Annotated in this window: 12 protein-coding genes and 1 tRNA gene; 4 read left to right on the plus strand and 9 right to left on the minus strand. The window is 63.6% G+C overall.

The features are described from left to right. The first annotated feature begins 179 nt into the window (after positions 1-179). The 3 genes from M2361_RS03735 to M2361_RS03745 are packed head-to-tail and all read left to right on the plus strand — an operon-like array spanning position 180 to position 3,987. Positions 180-1,388, plus strand: a complete 1,209-nt coding sequence (locus M2361_RS03735) for a fatty acid desaturase (protein WP_050445253.1) — start codon at positions 180-182, stop codon at positions 1,386-1,388. After that, entirely contained in the window at positions 1,385-3,679 is a 2,295-nt protein-coding gene (locus tag M2361_RS03740) for a UvrD-helicase domain-containing protein (protein ID WP_259246279.1), read from the plus strand. The genes M2361_RS03735 and M2361_RS03740 overlap by 4 nt, the downstream gene beginning before the upstream one ends. Before the next feature lie 2 nt (positions 3,680-3,681). Then, positions 3,682-3,987 (plus strand): chorismate mutase, encoded by a 306-nt coding sequence (locus tag M2361_RS03745; protein WP_259246280.1) that lies wholly within the window; start codon positions 3,682-3,684, stop codon positions 3,985-3,987. 66 nt (positions 3,988-4,053) lie between these two features. On the opposite strand, the gene M2361_RS03750 is transcribed toward M2361_RS03745, so the two are convergent. The 9 genes from M2361_RS03750 to dapC form a co-directional block, all read right to left on the minus strand. Further along, on the minus strand, positions 4,054-5,193 hold the full coding sequence (locus tag M2361_RS03750; protein WP_404976345.1) for a cytochrome-c peroxidase: 1,140 nt from the start codon (positions 5,191-5,193) through the stop codon (positions 4,054-4,056). Positions 5,194-5,246: 53 nt separating this feature from the next. Then, on the minus strand, positions 5,247-7,880 hold the full coding sequence (locus M2361_RS03755) for a TonB-dependent receptor (protein ID WP_259246282.1): 2,634 nt from the start codon (positions 7,878-7,880) through the stop codon (positions 5,247-5,249). Positions 7,881-8,058: 178 nt separating this feature from the next. Next, complete coding sequence (locus M2361_RS03760) at positions 8,059-8,985, minus strand: FecR domain-containing protein (protein WP_259246283.1); 927 nt, start codon at positions 8,983-8,985, stop codon at positions 8,059-8,061. Positions 8,986-8,998: 13 nt separating this feature from the next. Beyond that, the gene (locus M2361_RS03765; protein WP_259246284.1) at positions 8,999-9,487 is read right to left on the minus strand and encodes an RNA polymerase sigma factor; all 489 of its coding nucleotides are present in this window, start codon (positions 9,485-9,487) and stop codon (positions 8,999-9,001) included. Positions 9,488-9,623: 136 nt separating this feature from the next. Next, positions 9,624-11,558, minus strand: a complete 1,935-nt coding sequence (locus M2361_RS03770) for an ABC-F family ATP-binding cassette domain-containing protein (RefSeq protein ID WP_259246285.1) — start codon at positions 11,556-11,558, stop codon at positions 9,624-9,626. Continuing rightward, positions 11,555-12,451, minus strand: a complete 897-nt coding sequence (gene prmB, locus M2361_RS03775; RefSeq protein WP_259246286.1) for a 50S ribosomal protein L3 N(5)-glutamine methyltransferase — start codon at positions 12,449-12,451, stop codon at positions 11,555-11,557. Before prmB ends, M2361_RS03770 begins: the two co-directional genes overlap by 4 nt. Before the next feature lie 89 nt (positions 12,452-12,540). Next, the gene (gene dapE, locus M2361_RS03780) at positions 12,541-13,680 is read right to left on the minus strand and encodes a succinyl-diaminopimelate desuccinylase (RefSeq protein ID WP_259246288.1); all 1,140 of its coding nucleotides are present in this window, start codon (positions 13,678-13,680) and stop codon (positions 12,541-12,543) included. After that, positions 13,680-14,501: a 2,3,4,5-tetrahydropyridine-2,6-dicarboxylate N-succinyltransferase gene (gene dapD, locus M2361_RS03785; protein WP_100856316.1), complete on the minus strand. Its 822-nt coding sequence runs from the start codon at positions 14,499-14,501 to the stop codon at positions 13,680-13,682. Before dapD ends, dapE begins: the two co-directional genes overlap by 1 nt. A gap of 24 nt (positions 14,502-14,525) precedes the next feature. Continuing rightward, positions 14,526-15,722, minus strand: a complete 1,197-nt coding sequence (gene dapC / locus M2361_RS03790) for a succinyldiaminopimelate transaminase (RefSeq protein ID WP_259246289.1) — start codon at positions 15,720-15,722, stop codon at positions 14,526-14,528. 47 nt (positions 15,723-15,769) lie between these two features. Between dapC and M2361_RS03795 the strand changes: the two genes are divergently transcribed. Beyond that, positions 15,770-15,856, plus strand: a tRNA-Leu gene (locus M2361_RS03795). The last annotated feature ends 90 nt before the right edge of the window (positions 15,857-15,946 follow it).

The raw sequence follows: 15,946 nt of genomic DNA on the forward strand, positions 1-15,946 counted from the left end.
TGTCCGCAAGGCTAGCCTCGCGATCTGCCCGAAGTGATCGCGAGCGTGGCTTTTTTTGCTCTAAAAGCAGGGCTTAGTCCTTGATTTCGCTCAAAAACTATTTTGAAACTACCTTGTCATAAGACGGCAAAGGTAAGCTAAACTTCAGGCACTTAACAAGCGAGGCTCATAACAGCTTTATGGATTACATCCTCTCCTTCATTGCCGGCGGTCTGACCCAAGCCACTTGGTGGCAGATTGTCGTTTTCACCTTGGTCGTGACGCACATCACGATTGTTGCGGTCACCGTCTTCCTCCATCGCAGCCAAGCGCACCGCGGTCTGGATCTCCATCCAGCCGTCATGCATTTCTTCCGCTTCTGGCTCTGGATGACGACCGGCATGGTCACCAAGGAATGGGTTGCCATTCACCGCAAGCACCACGCCAAGTGCGAAAAGGAAGGCGATCCTCACTCGCCCATGCTGTTCGGCATCTGGAAGGTGCTGTTCCGCGGCGCGGAGCTGTACCGCGAAGAATCGAACAACAAGGAAACCATGGCCAAGTTCGGCCACGGCACGCCTGACGACTGGCTCGAACGCAACGTCTACAGCAAGCACAGCTTGTGGGGCGTGTTGTCCATGCTTGCCATCGACGTCGCCCTGTTCGGCGCTGTCGGCGTCACGGTGTGGGCGGTTCAGATGGCCTGGATTCCCTTCTGGGCAGCTGGCGTCGTCAACGGTATCGGCCACTACTGGGGCTACCGCAACTACAACAGCCCGGACACCAGCACGAACGTGTTCCCCTGGGGCATCGTGATTGGCGGCGAAGAGCTGCATAACAACCACCACGCCCACGGCACGTCGGCCAAGTTTTCGGCCAAGTGGTACGAATTCGACATCGGTTGGGCCTACATCAACATCCTGAAGTTCTTTGGCCTGGCCAAGATCAAGAAGGTTGCGCCCAAGCTGAAGCTGGACGACACCCGCACCGGCATCGATCTGCGCACCCTGCAAGGCGTGATCACGCACCGCTACGAAGTCATGGCCCGCTATGCGGACGTGATCAAGAGCGCCGCTCGCGAAGAAATGAACAAGTTGAAGGCCTCGCGCCAGGAAGGCAACGCGGATTGCGGCTATACCAAGCTGCGTCAGGTGCGTAGTGCCCTCCACCGCAACGAGGACATCCTCCAGCCGGAAACCCTGGCTGCCGTGGACAGCGCCATTGCCCAGAACAAGTCGCTGTCGACGCTGGTGCAAATGCGTCGTGAACTCGGCCGCATCTGGGAAAGCTCCAGCGCCAGCAGCGAACAGCTTCTTCATGACCTGCAGGCCTGGTGCCAGCGCGCCCAGCAAAGCGGCATCGCCGGGCTCGAGCAATTTGCTCAACATCTGCGCCGCTACGCGGCATGATGCTAGAGAAGCTCAACCCTGAACAACGCGCCGCAGTAACGTTAGAACCGCAGCACGCCCTGGTCTTGGCCGGGGCGGGCAGCGGCAAGACCCGGGTACTCACTACCCGCATGGCCTGGCTGATTCAAACCGGCCAGGCCTCGCCTTTTGGGCTGCTGGCAGTCACGTTCACCAATAAGGCCGCCCGCGAAATGCTGGCGCGTATGTCGGCGATTTTGCCGATCGATACGCGCGGCTTGTGGATCGGCACTTTTCACGGCCTGTGCAACCGCATGCTGCGCGCGCATCACCGCGACGCCGGCTTGCCGCAAAGCTTCCAGATCCTGGATGTCACCGATCAGCTTGCCGCCATCAAGCGCCTGATGAAGGCCAATGGCGTCGACGATGAAAAGTACCCGCCGCGTGACGTGCAGCGCTTCATCAACGGTGCCAAGGAAGAAGGCCTTCGTCCGCAAGACGTCGAGGCCTACGATGCCCATCGCCGCCGCCTGATCGAGATCTATCAGCTTTACGAAGCCCAGTGCCAGCGCGAAGGCGTGGTCGACTTCGCCGAGCTGCTGCTGCGCGCCTATGAACTGCTATCGCGCAATGCGCCGGTACGCGAGCATTACCAGCGCCGCTTCCGCCACATTCTGGTGGACGAGTTCCAGGACACCAACACGCTGCAATACAAGTGGCTGCGCCTGCTGGCCGGCGGTGGCGCGGCGATGTTCGCCGTGGGCGACGACGACCAGTCCATCTACGCCTTTCGCGGCGCGAACGTCGGCAACATGTCCGACTTCGAGCGCGACTACGCGCACGGCACCGTGATCCGCCTGGAGCAGAACTACCGTTCGTTCGGCCACATTCTGGATTCCGCCAACGCGCTGATCGGCCACAACAGCGGCCGCTTGGGCAAGAACCTGTGGACGGACCAGGGCGAAGGCGAACCGGTGCGCGTCATCGAACAGCCTTCCGACGGCATGGAAGCCCAATGGATCGTGGACGAAATCCGTTCGCTCATCCATGACGGCAGCCTGCGCCGCGAGATCGCCGTGCTGTACCGCAGTAACGCGCAATCCCGCGTGATCGAGCACGCCATCTTCTCGGCCGGCATCCCGTACAAGGTGTATGGCGGCCTGCGCTTCTTCGAACGCCAGGAAATCAAGCATGCGCTGGCATATTTGCGCTTGATGGCCAACCCGCACGACGACACCTCGTGGATGCGCGTCGTCAATTTCCCGACGCGCGGTATTGGTGCGCGCACGCTGGAGCAACTGGCCGACGCGGCCCGCGCGCACGACACCAGCCTGTACGGCGCGGTGGCGCTGGTGGGCGGCAAGGGCGGGTCCAACCTGGCCCAGTTTGCCCAACTGATCCATCGCCTGATCGAAGAAACGCGCGACCTTCCGCTGCCGGAAATGGTTGAGCACATGCTTGAGGCCAGCGGCCTGAACGCCCATTACAAGGCGGAACGCGAAGGCGCCGAGCGGCTGGAAAACTTGAACGAACTGATCACGGCGGCTGCCGTGTTCGCGTCGGAAGAAAACTACGACGGCATGCCTGCCGGCGTGGTGCCCGAGCAGGCCGCCTCGTCGACGCTGATGCCCGGCGTGGTCGACGCGCCCATCGTGGCGTCCGACGGCTTGACCCCGCTTGCGGGATTCCTGTCGCACGCCGCGCTGGAAGCCGGCGACAACCAGGCCCAACAAGGCCAGGACGCCGTCCAGCTCATGACGGTGCATGCCGCCAAGGGCCTGGAATTTGACGCGGTCTTCATCACCGGCCTGGAAGAGGGGCTGTTCCCGCACGAGAACAGCATCCTGGAACAGTCTGGCTTGGAAGAAGAGCGCCGCCTGATGTATGTGGCGATCACGCGCGCCCGGCAGCGTCTGTACATCAGCCTGGCGCAAAGCCGGATGCTGCATGGCCAGACGCGCTATGCGATGCGCTCGCGCTTCCTGGACGAAATTCCCGAAGAGCATCTGAAGTGGCTGTCCCCCAAGGCCGGCCTGGCGCCGCTCAGCAGCACGGGCGCGGGCTGGGGCGGCGGCAACCGTGGTGACGCATTCGGCCGCAAGGCCACCAATACCATTGCGCCGCGTCAACCTCGCGGCATTGCAAGCGGTGTCACGGTGGGCGACAAGCAGTATCGTGTGGGTCAGGGCGTGCATCACGCGCGGTTTGGCGATGGCACGATTATTGGCTTGAGCGGGGCCGGTCAGGACGCCCAGGCAGAAATCCAGTTTCGCGATGTGGGCGCCAAGACTTTGGCGCTGGGCATTGCGAAGCTTGATATTGTTCAGGGTTAAACATGGCCACGAATGAATCCCCAAAAGCCGAGCTGGCGTCGCTGCGTGCCGAGATCGATGAAATCGATCAGCAAATCATGCTGCTGCTCGGCGTGCGCTTCCGCTGCACGGACATGCTTGGCGAATTGAAGACCAATCACGGTATGGACCTGGTGGACCCTGTCAGGGAATCCCAGCAGGTCGAGCGCATCCGTCGTTTGGCCGAAGAAGCGGGCGTGCCGCCCGCCTTGGCCGAAACCATCCTGCGTGAAGTGATCGACACCGTGGTCGATAACCACACCCGCCTGCGCGAGCGCCCGTACTCATAACGGCAGGCCAGCGGCGTTCCCGAGCTTGCGCCGTGCAAGCGCCCGGGACGCCGCTTTCTCCTTTCCCTACAAGACTTTCAAGAACGCCAAGAGGGCGTCGATGTCGTCCGCGCTGAGATCCAGTGGCCGGATGTGTTCCGACTTGCGCGGCGCGTAGGCGTCAGTCGGGTCGGCCGGCGCCGGGTCCCGACCCATGCCCGCGTTGTACATGCGCAGCAGGCCCTTCAAATCCGTGAACAGACCGTTGTGCATCCAAGGCCCGGCCCGCGAGACATTGCGCAGGCTGGGTGTGCGGAACGTGCCAAGATCGGCGGGGTCGCGCGTGACCTCAAATCGGCCGAGATCCTGATTGCGGCGGCCATAGAACGACAGCCCGATGTTATGGAATTGATGGTCCGTCAGTAGCGGGCCGTTGTGGCAGTTCATGCATCGCGCCTGCGTGCGGAACAGATGCATGCCCAACAGTTCGCGCTCGTCCAGGACATCGTGCTGGCCATTCAGAAACGCATCAAAGCGGGTGGTTTGCGGGCGGATCGTCGCGACGAAAGCGGCGAGCGCGCGGGCCAGCCGGTCGGTGTCGACCGCCGCGGTATCGACCGCCTTTCCATCAATCCCGCCACCCGGCCCGAACGCCTTCAGAAACTGCTCGGGATACGGCGGCAGGGTTCGCAGGCGGGCCATGGCATCACCCAGGTCATGATTCATCTCGCGGCTGTCCTGCACCGGCCCCAGCACCTGGGCTTTCAGCGATGCCGCTCGCCCATCCCAGAAGAGGCTGGGCGCGAAAGGCGCCGCCAACAAGGGCGTTGAACGCCGCCGACCCATCAGGCGGTCTTCGCCGATTGCCAGCGGACGCCCATCCGAGAAGGCGCGTTGCGGTTGATGGCAGGAAGCACAAGACACCTGGCCCTTGCGTGACAGGTGCGCGTCGAAGAACAGCATCTGCCCCAAGGCCACGACATCAGGCTGTTGAATGTCTTGCGCCAACTGCGCTTGGTCTGCGTTGGCTGCCAGCCATGATGTCGGCGGTGCGCCGGGCGGCGGCACGGTGGCCCATTCGGTCCACGTGATGCCGGCATCAATGTCCGGCGCGGGCCAATCGCTGGGCGGGCCGGCGTATTGCGCGCGCAGGCAGGCACCGTCCCATTCGCCACCGCTGAAGCAAGCCGCAGCCGGCTCCGCCCGCGCGGCCGCGCCGCAAGCCATGACGATAACGAGCGCCGCGCCCGCAATGCCACGGCGAATAGGCACACCGCGCATCAGAAGCGGTAACTCGCTTGTACCCAGATCTCGCGGCCAACTTGGTACGTGCTGCGGTTGGTCGACAGATTCGGGTTGCTGGCGGTAATGGCCGGCGTCTTGTTCAAGACGTTCAGAACGTCCACGGTAAAGGCGACGTTGCGCGCGAAAGTGGGTTCCCAAATCAGGCGGGTGTCCCAGGTCCAGTACGAGGCCAATCGGGCGCTGCGGTAGCTTTGTAGCGATTCCGGGCGCGGGCCAAAGCCCACGTAAATCGATGACATCCGCGAGCTGCGCCACTGGACGCTGTTGTCCCAGGTTAGCCCGGCCTTGGGCCAGATGCCGGTCAGGCTCAACGAGGCTTTCTGCGGCTGATGGAATGTCGTCGGTGGCAGGTCGATGGCGCGCATGCGCTCGCCGTCGTAAAGAATGTATTCATCCGGGTCTCGCGCGCCGCCCTCATAGCCCTCGACCAGATCGGCGTTGACCCGGCGCTTCTGATAGCTCCAGTCGGCGCGCGCCGTCCAGCGCGTGTCCATGAGCCGCCACGGTTCCAGCGTGCGCAGCGTCAGGCTGATGGTGTCGGTGGTGGACTTGCCGTCGTTCAGGTAGCGATAGCCCTGGATGCTGTCGCCAGACTTGCTGACCTGGTCGCGTCCGTTGCGGTGTACGTAGGCGGCCACGCCTTCCATGCCGCCCATGCGCTGCCTGACCGACAGCGCCCATTCGTCGTCGTAGGGGGTGCGCAACCCTTCATAAGACACGTAGTAGGGCTTGGAGCCATCGGCCACGGGGTTGCCGTTGCGGTCCAGCACCTGACGCCGCAGCGTGTTGATCCGTTCTTCCAACGCAATGTTCAGCACGTCGGAACCGTAATAGCGGGCCCAGCCGCCGCTGATCACCGTATTGCCGTCGCCGAAAGCGTCCCAGTCCAGCCGTGTGCGCGGCGACACATTGGTGTTGTCCAGAAACGTCTCGCGGTCGGCACGCAGCGCGCCAGTGAAGGCGACGCGGCCCAACTCCACACGGTCCGACACGTAGACGGACGCGGTGTTGTACTTCGTTGCGACGGTGCCTTGCAGGTTATGCACCTTGCTGGTTTGACGTTCGCCTCCGTTGGCCAGATGGTTTGCAATGTACGAATACGAATCGCTGAATCGCTCGAAATTCACCGCCACACGCTGCATGTCCACACCCACATAGGGCGTGTGCATGAAGGGCCCCGTGCGTATCGGGTCCAGGTCTATCCGGCCTTTCAATGTCCAGGTGTCCTGTTCCTTTTGTTCCTTGCCGTAGCCGCCCGTGGTGAATTGGGGAATGGAGGGAAACTTGTGCGTGACCAGCTCGGTGGCATCTGATGAGCGGTTGCTAAGCGCATTGTCCCAACCCGCCTGCACGGACGCGCGCCCACCCTGGAAAGCGTGATCCAGGTTCCAGCCGACGCCGCGCGCGGCGTGCGTGTTGTCCCATTCCGTGTTGCGGAACGTGTCGCTTGCCAGGGTTTCGCGGCGGTCGCTGAACTTCAGGGTCAGGTCGGAAATGGTGTCCGCCGTGGCGCGCACGGTGAACTTGCCCAGGAAGTTGTCGATGCGGTCGGTGTAGTTGTCTTCGCCTTGCATGGGCTGGTCGGCGTCCACGCCCATGTTCCAGCGGCGGATGCTGGATTCGCGTCGCGACATGCTGAGTACCGCGCCGGTCTTGTCGTTGATGGCGATGTCGCCAATGGCGGTGTAGAAGCGCTTCTTCCATTCCGGCGAAAAGCCCGGCTTGCCTTGGCCCCAACCTTTTTCATCCCCTTCGGCGATCTTCTGCTGGGTCATTTTTGACGTGTTCCAACGGTAGTCCAGTTGCAGATGGTTTTCACCGGACGGCCGGCGCAGCCGCGCATCGACCACACCGCCCGTGAAGCGGCCGTATTCCACGGGCACAAAGCTGTCCATCACGCGCACTTCGCCCAGCAGGTTTGTGTCCACGAAGTACGACTGCGAATTGCTGGGAATATTGCCGATCTGCAGGTTCAGGTTTTTACTGGCGGGATCAACGCGGTTGGTCGCATCCATGCCGTCGATCTGGAACAGGTTTTGATATGGGCTGGAGCCGTGGAAAGAAATGTCTTCCACATTCATCGAGCCGCGGTTCGTTGAGCCATTGGCCGTCGCGTTCGTTCGCACGGCGGGGTGGGTGGCCACAAGCGAGGTCAAGTCCTGGTTAGCCGTAGGCGTGGTGGCGATTTCTTCCTGCGTGTAGACGCGCTCGTCGCTGTGTTCGCCATAGACCTTCACCGCGTCCAGCCGCAGCGCTGAAAACTGGTTGGTCTTGTCGACGTAGATCACGTAGCGGCCCGGGCCGTCATTGCGCAGGGCAAGTCCCGAACCGCGCAGCAACTGGTCCAGCGCGTCCAGCGGCGACAAGGTGCCGTGCAATGCAGGCGCCGATTTGCCCACGACCGCCGCCGGCACGAAGGACACTTCCAGATTGGCTTGCTGGCCCAACGCGAGCAGGGCGGAACCCAAGGCCTGGGCCGGAATGTCGAACGCGACAGCGGTGGCGCGCGTCTGCGCCAGCGCCGGGTTCACCAAGGTCAGCGCCATGCTCAAGGTGGCCGCGGCGGCCGCGCCGGAAGGCAGGCGGCGGAAGAAAAAGCGGGAAGCCATGCGTAAGTCCTAAGCAGTAATGTCAGCCGTAGGACGTCGGCACTGCCCAAACCCCTCATCAAAATCGTGATGAATAATTTATATCGATTCTCATTTACCGATTAAGTACGGATGTAGACATGGACGCCGATCTTGGGGCTGGTGCGGCTTCGGCTTCGTGCGCGCGGCCGGGGCGCCCTCAACGCAAGATCAGCAAACCCGGCAAGTCCGTCACGCGCACCGGCGTCTGCGCCAACAGCAATTCCAGCGCGCGGCGGGCGTCAGCCACATTGGCGGTGCCCGACACGCGCTGTGCCCGGGCGGCATCGCCCATCACCATGATGTGTTTGCCGCTATAGCGGGCCAGCGCCTGCGCCGCGGTCTGCAAGGGCACGTCGTCAAAGCTCAACAGCCCGCGCGTCCAGCCGGGCGATGCCGTACCCGCTTCGGCGCTGCGCTTGATACCCGCATCGGATACGTCAACGGCTTCGCCCGCCGACAAGGTCGCGCTTTGGTCTTCAAAGCAAGGCAGGCAATGCACCGCCACCTGATGCGCTTGCACCGCAACGCGGGTGCCGTCGTCTTGCAGGTCCACCGTGAACCGCGTGCCAAGCGCCGTGGCCGAGGCGTCGCGGGTGAGGACCGAGAAGGGGGCCATGCCGTCTTGCCGAGGCGCGGGCTCGAACTGCGCGCGGCCCGCCAGCAAGCGAACTTGTCGTCGGCCGTCGGTGTAGTCCAGCGCCAGCGCGCTGTGCGCGTCCAGCACGACGCTTGAGCCATCAGGCAGCGTCAGCGCCAAGACGCCGGCGCCGGCCACATAATCGGCCTGCTGCGTCGGGCTGCTTGACCCGAACCAGCCCGAGAACGCGGCCGTCAGCAGCGCCAGCATCGCGGTTGCCCGCAGCTTGCGCGCGGGGCGCTTGCTGAGCTTGCCCCGATCAATTTCACCCATGCGCCGCCACAGTCGCGACAAGCGGTCATAGGCGGCCGCGTGCCGGAAATCCGCGCGATACCAGGCTTCAAACGCCGCATGCTCGGCATCGTCCAGACGCTGGCCGCTTTGCCGGATGACCCAGCGCGACGCTTCTTCCACGGGGTCGCCGGGACGGATGCGGGAGGTCGCCATCAGTCGGCCAACATCACTCAGCCAACGCCACGTCGCAGGCTAGCAGGATGCGCATCATGTGCTTTTCAACCGCGCTGATGGAAATGCCGAAACGCTCTCCAATGGCGCGATAAGTCAGCCCTTCGTGGCGATGCAGAACGAAGACGTCCAGGCTGCGGCGCGGCTGGGTGAGCAGGGCGGCTTCCAGGCGCCGCAAGATCTGATGGGCAGAGGCAACGTCGAAGGTGTCGGCGGCATACGCCACGGGCAGGGCGGCGGCGTAGTCCGCGGTGGCCGTCATTTCACGTGTGCGGCGGCGGTGCCAGTCGGTGGCGATGTTGGCGGCGACCCGGAATACGTACGCGCGGTCATTGTCCGGGCGGGTGCGGTCGTTGAATTCCGCCAGCTTGATCCAGGTGTCTTGGGCGCAGTCCTGGGCCACATCGCGCGAGCCTGTGCGCATCGACAGAAAGCCCAGCAGTTCGCGGTAGTGGCGGAGAAATACGTCCGTAAGGGTCGACATGTTGCTGGCGTCCGGCGCCAGAAGGAGTCAAATTCGGGACGAAGTATAAATGATAATGCTTATTATTAATAGTTGAGGGAAAGGGGCTTGGACGGCGTGCAGAGTCGCCACCCACATGCCCCTTCCATGCCCCTCGTCAGGCTTCGCTTTGGTCGATTTCTTCCAGGGAACCCTGGATTTCCAGCCATTGCTCTTCAAGATCGTCCATGCGCTTGGCGTGTTCACCATGCTCGGCCATGACCTTCTGGCGTTCCGCGCGGCGCGCATCGGAATACAGGTCCGCGTCGGCGATGATGGCGTCCAGCGCGTGCAGCTTGGTGCGCAGTTTTTCCATCTCGGCCTCGACCTTGGCCAGCTTCGATTCCAGCGGCTTGCGCAGCGCCGACAGGCGTTGGCGCTGTTCGGCCTCGGCCCGGCGTTGCGCCTTGCGGTCCACGACGGGTTCGCTGCCTTCAGCGCTTTCGCGCGCGGCTTCCGCGCGTTCACCGGCATTGCGGGCAGCCAGCCAATCCCGATAGTCTTCAAGGTCGCCGTCGAACTCGCGCACCGCGCCGTCCGCGACGATCCAGAAGCTGTCCACGGTGGTGCGCAGCAGGTGCCGGTCGTGTGACACCAGCAGCATGCTGCCGCCGAAGTCGGCCAGCGCGGCAGCCAGGGCCTCGCGGGTTTCCACGTCCAAGTGGTTGCTGGGTTCGTCCAGCAGCAGCAGGTTGGGCTTTTGCCAGACGATCAAGGACAGCGCCAGGCGCGCTTTTTCGCCGCCGGACATCGGGCCGACCTTGCTGGTGACGGTGTCGCCGGAAAAGCCGAAACCGCCCAGGTAATTGCGTAGTTCCTGTTCGCGCGTTTCCGGCGCCAGGCGCGCCAGATGGGCGATAGGCGTGCTGTCCACGTCCAGCATGTCCAACTGATGCTGGTGAAAATAGCCGATGGCCAAGCCGCGCGAGGCGCGGCGTTCGCCGGCTTGCACGGGGATTTCTTCCGCCAGGGTCTTGATCAGCGTGCTCTTGCCCGCGCCATTGGCGCCCAGCACCCCCACACGGCTGCCCGCGCGCACCATCAAGGTGACGTCGCGCAGGATGGGAATGGCATTGCCGTCCGCGTCCGTATAGCCGGCGGACAGGTGCTCCAGCGTCAGCAGCGGGTCGGGTACCTGGTCAGGCGAAGGGATGCGGATGTCGATGCCCGCTTCCGCATGCAGCGGCGCCAGCACCTGCATGCGCGCCAGCGCCTTGACCCGGCTTTGCGCCTGCTTGGCCTTGGACGCCTTGGCCTTGAAGCGGTCGATGAAACCTTGCAGACGCGCGGTTTCGCGGGTCTGGCGTTCGTAGGCAATGTTGGTCTGGCGCAGGCGCTCGGCGCGTTGGGTCAGGAAATCACCATAACCCCCGCGATAGCGCACCAGCTTGGCGTGGTCGAAATGCAGGATGGACTTGGCCACCGCGTCCAGGAACTCGGTGTCGTGGGAGATCAGCATGACGGTGCCCGGATAGGCGCCCAGCCATTTCTCCAGCCACAGCATCGCGTCCAGATCCAGGTGGTTGGTGGGCTCGTCCAGCAGCAGCAGTTCGGACGGCGCCATCAGCGCGCTGGCCAAGGCCAGGCGCATGCGCCAGCCGCCGGAAAAACTCTCGACCGGCAGCATCCATTCGCTGGGCTTGAAACCCAGGCCGGCCAGCAACTGTTCGGCGCGTGATGCGGCGCTCCAGGCGCCCGCTTCGATCAGCGCGGCTTCCACTTCGGCGATCTGCGTGCCTTGGTCGTCCGTGAGTTCAGCGCGGCGCGCCTGCAATTCGCGCAGGTGCGTGTCGCCGTCAATGACGAATTCGCGGGCAGGGCGGTCGTCGGCGTCCAGTTCCTGCTTGACGCTGGCGATACGCCATCCCGCAGGCAGGTTCACCGTGCCGGCGTCCAGGTCCAGCGCGCCGGTCAGCAGCGCGAACAGCGAGGACTTGCCCGCGCCGTTCTTGCCAACGATGCCAACGCGCTCGCCCGGGTGCACGACAAATTCAGCGCTATCCAGCAGCACTTTCGTGCCACGGCGCAGGGTCAATCCAGTAGCGCGTATCACAGGCTGAGTTGCTCTCGGGTAAGCAGCAGAAGCTGGTCCGACGCTTCTTCCGTATCCAGCCACACGGGCGACAACTGCGGGAAGGCGGCTTCGAAGAAGTCGCGCTCGTGGCCGATCTCCAGCACGATCACGCCGTCGGGCGTGAGGTACTGGGGAGCCGCCGCCAGAATGCGCCGCACGAGGTCCATGCCGTCCTCGCCGCCGGCCAGCGCCAGATGCGGTTCATGGCGGTATTCCTGCGGCAGCACATCCATGGAGCCGCTGTTCACATAAGGCGGATTGCAGATGATGACGTCGTACTGGCGCGCGGGCAGGGCGTCGAACAGATTGCTTTCGTGCAGGTCCAGCCGGTCTTGCAGACCGTAGTCGTCCACATTGCGGCGGGCCACTTGCAGCGCGTCGGCGGACACGTCCACCGCATCCACGTGGGCGTAGGGGAAGGCCATGGCCGACAGGATGGCCAGGCAGCCCGAACCGGTGCACATGTCCAGCACGTTTTCCACGGCGGTCGCGTCCTGCACCCAGGGTGAAAGCCCTTGGTCCAGCAGTTCGGCGATGGGCGAGCGCGGCACGATGACGCGCTTGTCCACATAAAAGCGGTGACCGCGCAGCCAAGCCTCGTTGGTGAGGTAGGCGGCGGGCACGCGCTCGGTGACGCGGCGTTCCAGCAGGTCCAGCACGCGGTCGCGTTCTTCACGGACGACACGGGCATCCAGGAACGGTTCCAGCGTGTCCAGCGGCAGGTGCAGGGCGTGCAGCGTCAGGTAGACCGCCTCGTCCCAGGCGTTGTCGCTGCCGTGCCCCAACGCCACCTGGGCGCTGTTCAGGCGCGACACCCCATAACGGATGAGGTCGCGCAGGGTGTGCAATTCTTGGCGGGCGGATTGATACATAACAGGCCTTTTGTTCCCGATTCAGCGTGCCGAACCGGGAAAAAACACCCCCCTCTGAAAGGGGGGCAGAGCGTCCGCGTAGCGGCGTTTTATTTGGGTACCAGCAGGTTTTCCAACGTGCGCCGATAGATGTTCTTAAGCGGCTCCAGCGACGCCACTTCGATGCGTTCGTTCACCTTGTGGATCGTGGCATTGCCAGGACCGAACTCAATCACCTGCGGGCAGATCTTGGCGATGAAGCGGCCGTCGGACGTGCCACCGGTGGTGGACAGTTCGGCGGTGACGCCGGTTTCAGCGTGAATCGCCTGCACCAGCGCATCCGTCAACGAGCCGCGCGGGGTCAGGAACGGCTCGCCGCCCAAATCCCAGTCCAGGTCATATTCCAGGCCGTGCTTGTCCAGCACCGCATGCACGCGCGCCTTCAGGCTTTCCGGCGTGCTGGCCGTCGAGAATCGGAAGTTGAACAGCGCCACGGCTTCGCCCGGCACCACGTTGGTGGCGCCCGTGCCCGAATTCAGGTTCGACACCTGGAACGTCGTGGGCGGGAAGTACTCGTTGCCCTGGTCCCATTCGATGCTGACAATCTCGGCCAGCGCCGGCGCCAATTGGTGCACCGGGTTGCGTGCCAGGTGAGGGTACGCCACGTGGCCCTGGATGCCCTTTACCGTCAACTTGCCCGACAAGGATCCACGGCGGCCGTTCTTGCAGGTGTCGCCCAGCACATCGCCGGAAGTCGGCTCGCCCACGATGCAGTAATCCAGCTTTTCGCCGCGCGCCTTCAGGGCGTCGCAAACGATGGCGGTACCGTCGATGGACGGACCTTCTTCGTCCGACGTGATCAACAGCGCGATGGAACCGCCATGCTGGGGGTGGGCCGCCACGAATTCCTCGGCCGCCACCACGAAGGCAGCGATCGAGCTTTTCATGTCGGCCGCCCCACGGCCGTACAGCCAGCCGTCGCGTTCGGTGGGTACGAACGGGTCGCTATCCCACTTTTCGCGCGGACCCGGAGGCACCACATCCGTGTGACCGGCAAACACGGTCAGCGGCGCGGCGCTGCCGCGCCGGGCCCACAGATTGGTGACGCCGCCTTGTGCGATGGTTTCGCACGTGAAGCCGATGCGCTCCAGCCGGGCGGCAAGCGCCGCCTGGCAATCTTCATCCGCCGGGGTGACCGACGGACGGGCGATCAGGTCCTTGACCAGATCCAGTACGGCAGACGTGCTCATTACGCCCTCAGCAGATCATTGATGCTGGTCTTGGCGCGCGTTTGCGCGTCGACACGCTTGACGATGACGGCGCAAGCCAGGCTGTGCGAGCCATCGGCCGACGGCAGCGAGCCGGGAACAACGACCGAACCCGAGGGCACGCGGCCGTACATGATCTTGCCCGTGGCGCGGTCATAAATCTTGGTGCTTTGCGACAGAAACACGCCCATGGCCAGCACCGAGTTTTCTTCCACGACCACGCCTTCAACGACTTCCGAACGGGCGCCGATGAAGCAGTTGTCTTCAATGATGGTGGGGTTGGCTTGCAGCGGCTCCAGCACGCCGCCGATGCCGACGCCGCCCGACAGGTGGACGTTCTTGCCGATCTGGGCGCACGAACCGACGGTGGCCCAGGTGTCGACCATGGTGCCTTCGTCAACGTAGGCGCCGATGTTCACGTAGGACGGCATCAGCACCACGTTGCGGCCGATGAAGGCGCCGCGGCGGGCGACGGCGGGCGGCACCACGCGGTAGCCGCCTTGCTTGAAGGCGTTGTCGCCGTATTCCGAGAACTTGAGCGGCACCTTGTCGTAGAACTGCAGCGGCGCTTCGCCCATGATGGCGTTGTCGCTCAGGCGGAACGACAGCAGCACGGCCTTCTTGATCCACTGGTGCACAACCCAGTCGTCGTTGATTTTTTCAGCTACGCGCAGGCGGCCCAGATCCAGCCCGTCAATGGTGTGTTCCACCGCTTCGCGCACCTCGGCGCTGGCGTCGGCGGGCGTCAGGTTGGCCCGGTCATCCCAGGCTTTTTCGATGGTGGTCTGCAGGTCGAGAGTCATAGCGGCTCAGCTTTTAAAGGTTGATCAAACAGAAGTGTGTACAAAATGGGCGATGCGCTCGGCTGCCTGCACGCAGTCAGCCAAGGGCGCCACCAGCGCAATACGAATGCGGCCCTGGCCGGGATTCACGCCATGTGCCTCCCGCGCCAGAAAACTGCCCGGCAGAACGGTAACACCCGTGCGGCCGTAAAGGTCGCGCGCGAACGCCGTATCCGAGCCCGGCGTGGCCGCCCACAGGTAAAAAGAAGCCTGCGGCCGTGACACATCCAGCACGTTTTCCAGAATGGGCACCACCGCATCGAACTTTTCACGGTACAGGCGCCGGTTGTCTTTCACGTGCGCCTCGTCCGTCCAGGCGGCGATACTGGCGGCGGACACCAGCGGGCTCATGGCACTGCCATGATACGTGCGATACAGCAGGAAGCGGCCGATAAGCGCAGCGTCACCCGCCACGAAGCCGGAACGCAGGCCGGGCACGTTGGAGCGCTTGGACAAGCTGGAAAAGCACACCAGGTTGCGGTAGTCGTCCCTGCCCAGGCGGCGCGCGGCCTGCAAGCCGCCCAGCGGGGCGTCGCCTTCGTCCAGGTAGATCTCGGAATAGCATTCGTCCGACGCAATGACAAAACCGTGGCGGTCAGACAGCTTGAACAGCGTCTCCCATTCGTCCAGCGACATGACGTTGCCGGCCGGGTTGCCCGGCGAGCACACGAACACCAGCCGCGTTTTCTTCCAGATGGCGTCGGGCACCTGGTTCCAGTCGCTGGCGAAATTGCGCAGCGGGTCGGCGTTGACGAAGTAGGGCGTGGCGCCCGCCAGCAGGGTGGCGCCTTCGTAGATCTGGTAGAACGGGTTGGGGCAGATCACCACCGAACCGGCCGACGGGTCGATCACAGTCTGGGTGAAGGCGAACAGCGCTTCGCGCGAGCCCAGCGCCGGCAGCACCTGGGTGTCGGCGTCGGGCGCGGGAATGCTGTAGCGGCGGGCCAACCAGTCGGATATCGCCTGGCGCAGCGCCGGATCGCCCTTGGTAGAGGGGTAGACCGACAAGCCTTCCATGTGGTTGCGGATCGCCTCCGCCACGCGCTCGGGCGCGGCGTGCTTGGGCTCGCCAATCGACAAATTGATAGGCGTCAGGCCGTCCGGCTGCGAGCTGGCAGAGGCCAGCAACGCGCGCAATTTTTCGAACGGGTAGGGGTGTAAAGCATCGAGGCGCGGATTCATGACGCAAGATTTTAACAAGCAAGCTACAATAGCGGGCTTGACCTTTAGCGAAGGTGGCGAAATTGGTAGACGCACCAGGTTTAGGTCCTGACGCCGTAACAGGTGTAGGGGTTCGAGTCCCCTCCTTCGCACCATACAACTGAGAATCGTTGAATCCCTATAATCAGGGTCTTTAAAATCAACGGTTTAGCGGGAAGGGTGGGTGATCGGTTGACTGCTAAAAA

It is taken from the genome of Achromobacter sp. JUb104, from assembly GCF_024806975.1.
Lineage (GTDB): Bacteria > Pseudomonadota > Gammaproteobacteria > Burkholderiales > Burkholderiaceae_B > Achromobacter > Achromobacter spanius.

Coding starts and splice junctions, on each gene's coding strand:
- M2361_RS03755 (WP_259246282.1), bottom strand. CDS start 7,880: ATGGCTTCCCGCTTTTTCTTCCGCCGCCTGCCTTCCGGCGCGGCCGCC.
- dapC (WP_259246289.1), bottom strand. CDS start 15,722: ATGAATCCGCGCCTCGATGCTTTACACCCCTACCCGTTCGAAAAATTG.
- dapE (WP_259246288.1), bottom strand. CDS start 13,680: ATGAGCACGTCTGCCGTACTGGATCTGGTCAAGGACCTGATCGCCCGT.
- M2361_RS03740 (WP_259246279.1), top strand. CDS start 1,385: ATGATGCTAGAGAAGCTCAACCCTGAACAACGCGCCGCAGTAACGTTA.
- M2361_RS03750 (WP_404976345.1), bottom strand. CDS start 5,193: ATGGCTTGCGGCGCGGCCGCGCGGGCGGAGCCGGCTGCGGCTTGCTTC.
- dapD (WP_100856316.1), bottom strand. CDS start 14,501: ATGACTCTCGACCTGCAGACCACCATCGAAAAAGCCTGGGATGACCGG.
- M2361_RS03735 (WP_050445253.1), top strand. CDS start 180: ATGGATTACATCCTCTCCTTCATTGCCGGCGGTCTGACCCAAGCCACT.
- M2361_RS03745 (WP_259246280.1), top strand. CDS start 3,682: ATGGCCACGAATGAATCCCCAAAAGCCGAGCTGGCGTCGCTGCGTGCC.
- M2361_RS03765 (WP_259246284.1), bottom strand. CDS start 9,487: ATGTCGACCCTTACGGACGTATTTCTCCGCCACTACCGCGAACTGCTG.
- prmB (WP_259246286.1), bottom strand. CDS start 12,451: ATGTATCAATCCGCCCGCCAAGAATTGCACACCCTGCGCGACCTCATC.
- M2361_RS03760 (WP_259246283.1), bottom strand. CDS start 8,985: ATGGCGACCTCCCGCATCCGTCCCGGCGACCCCGTGGAAGAAGCGTCG.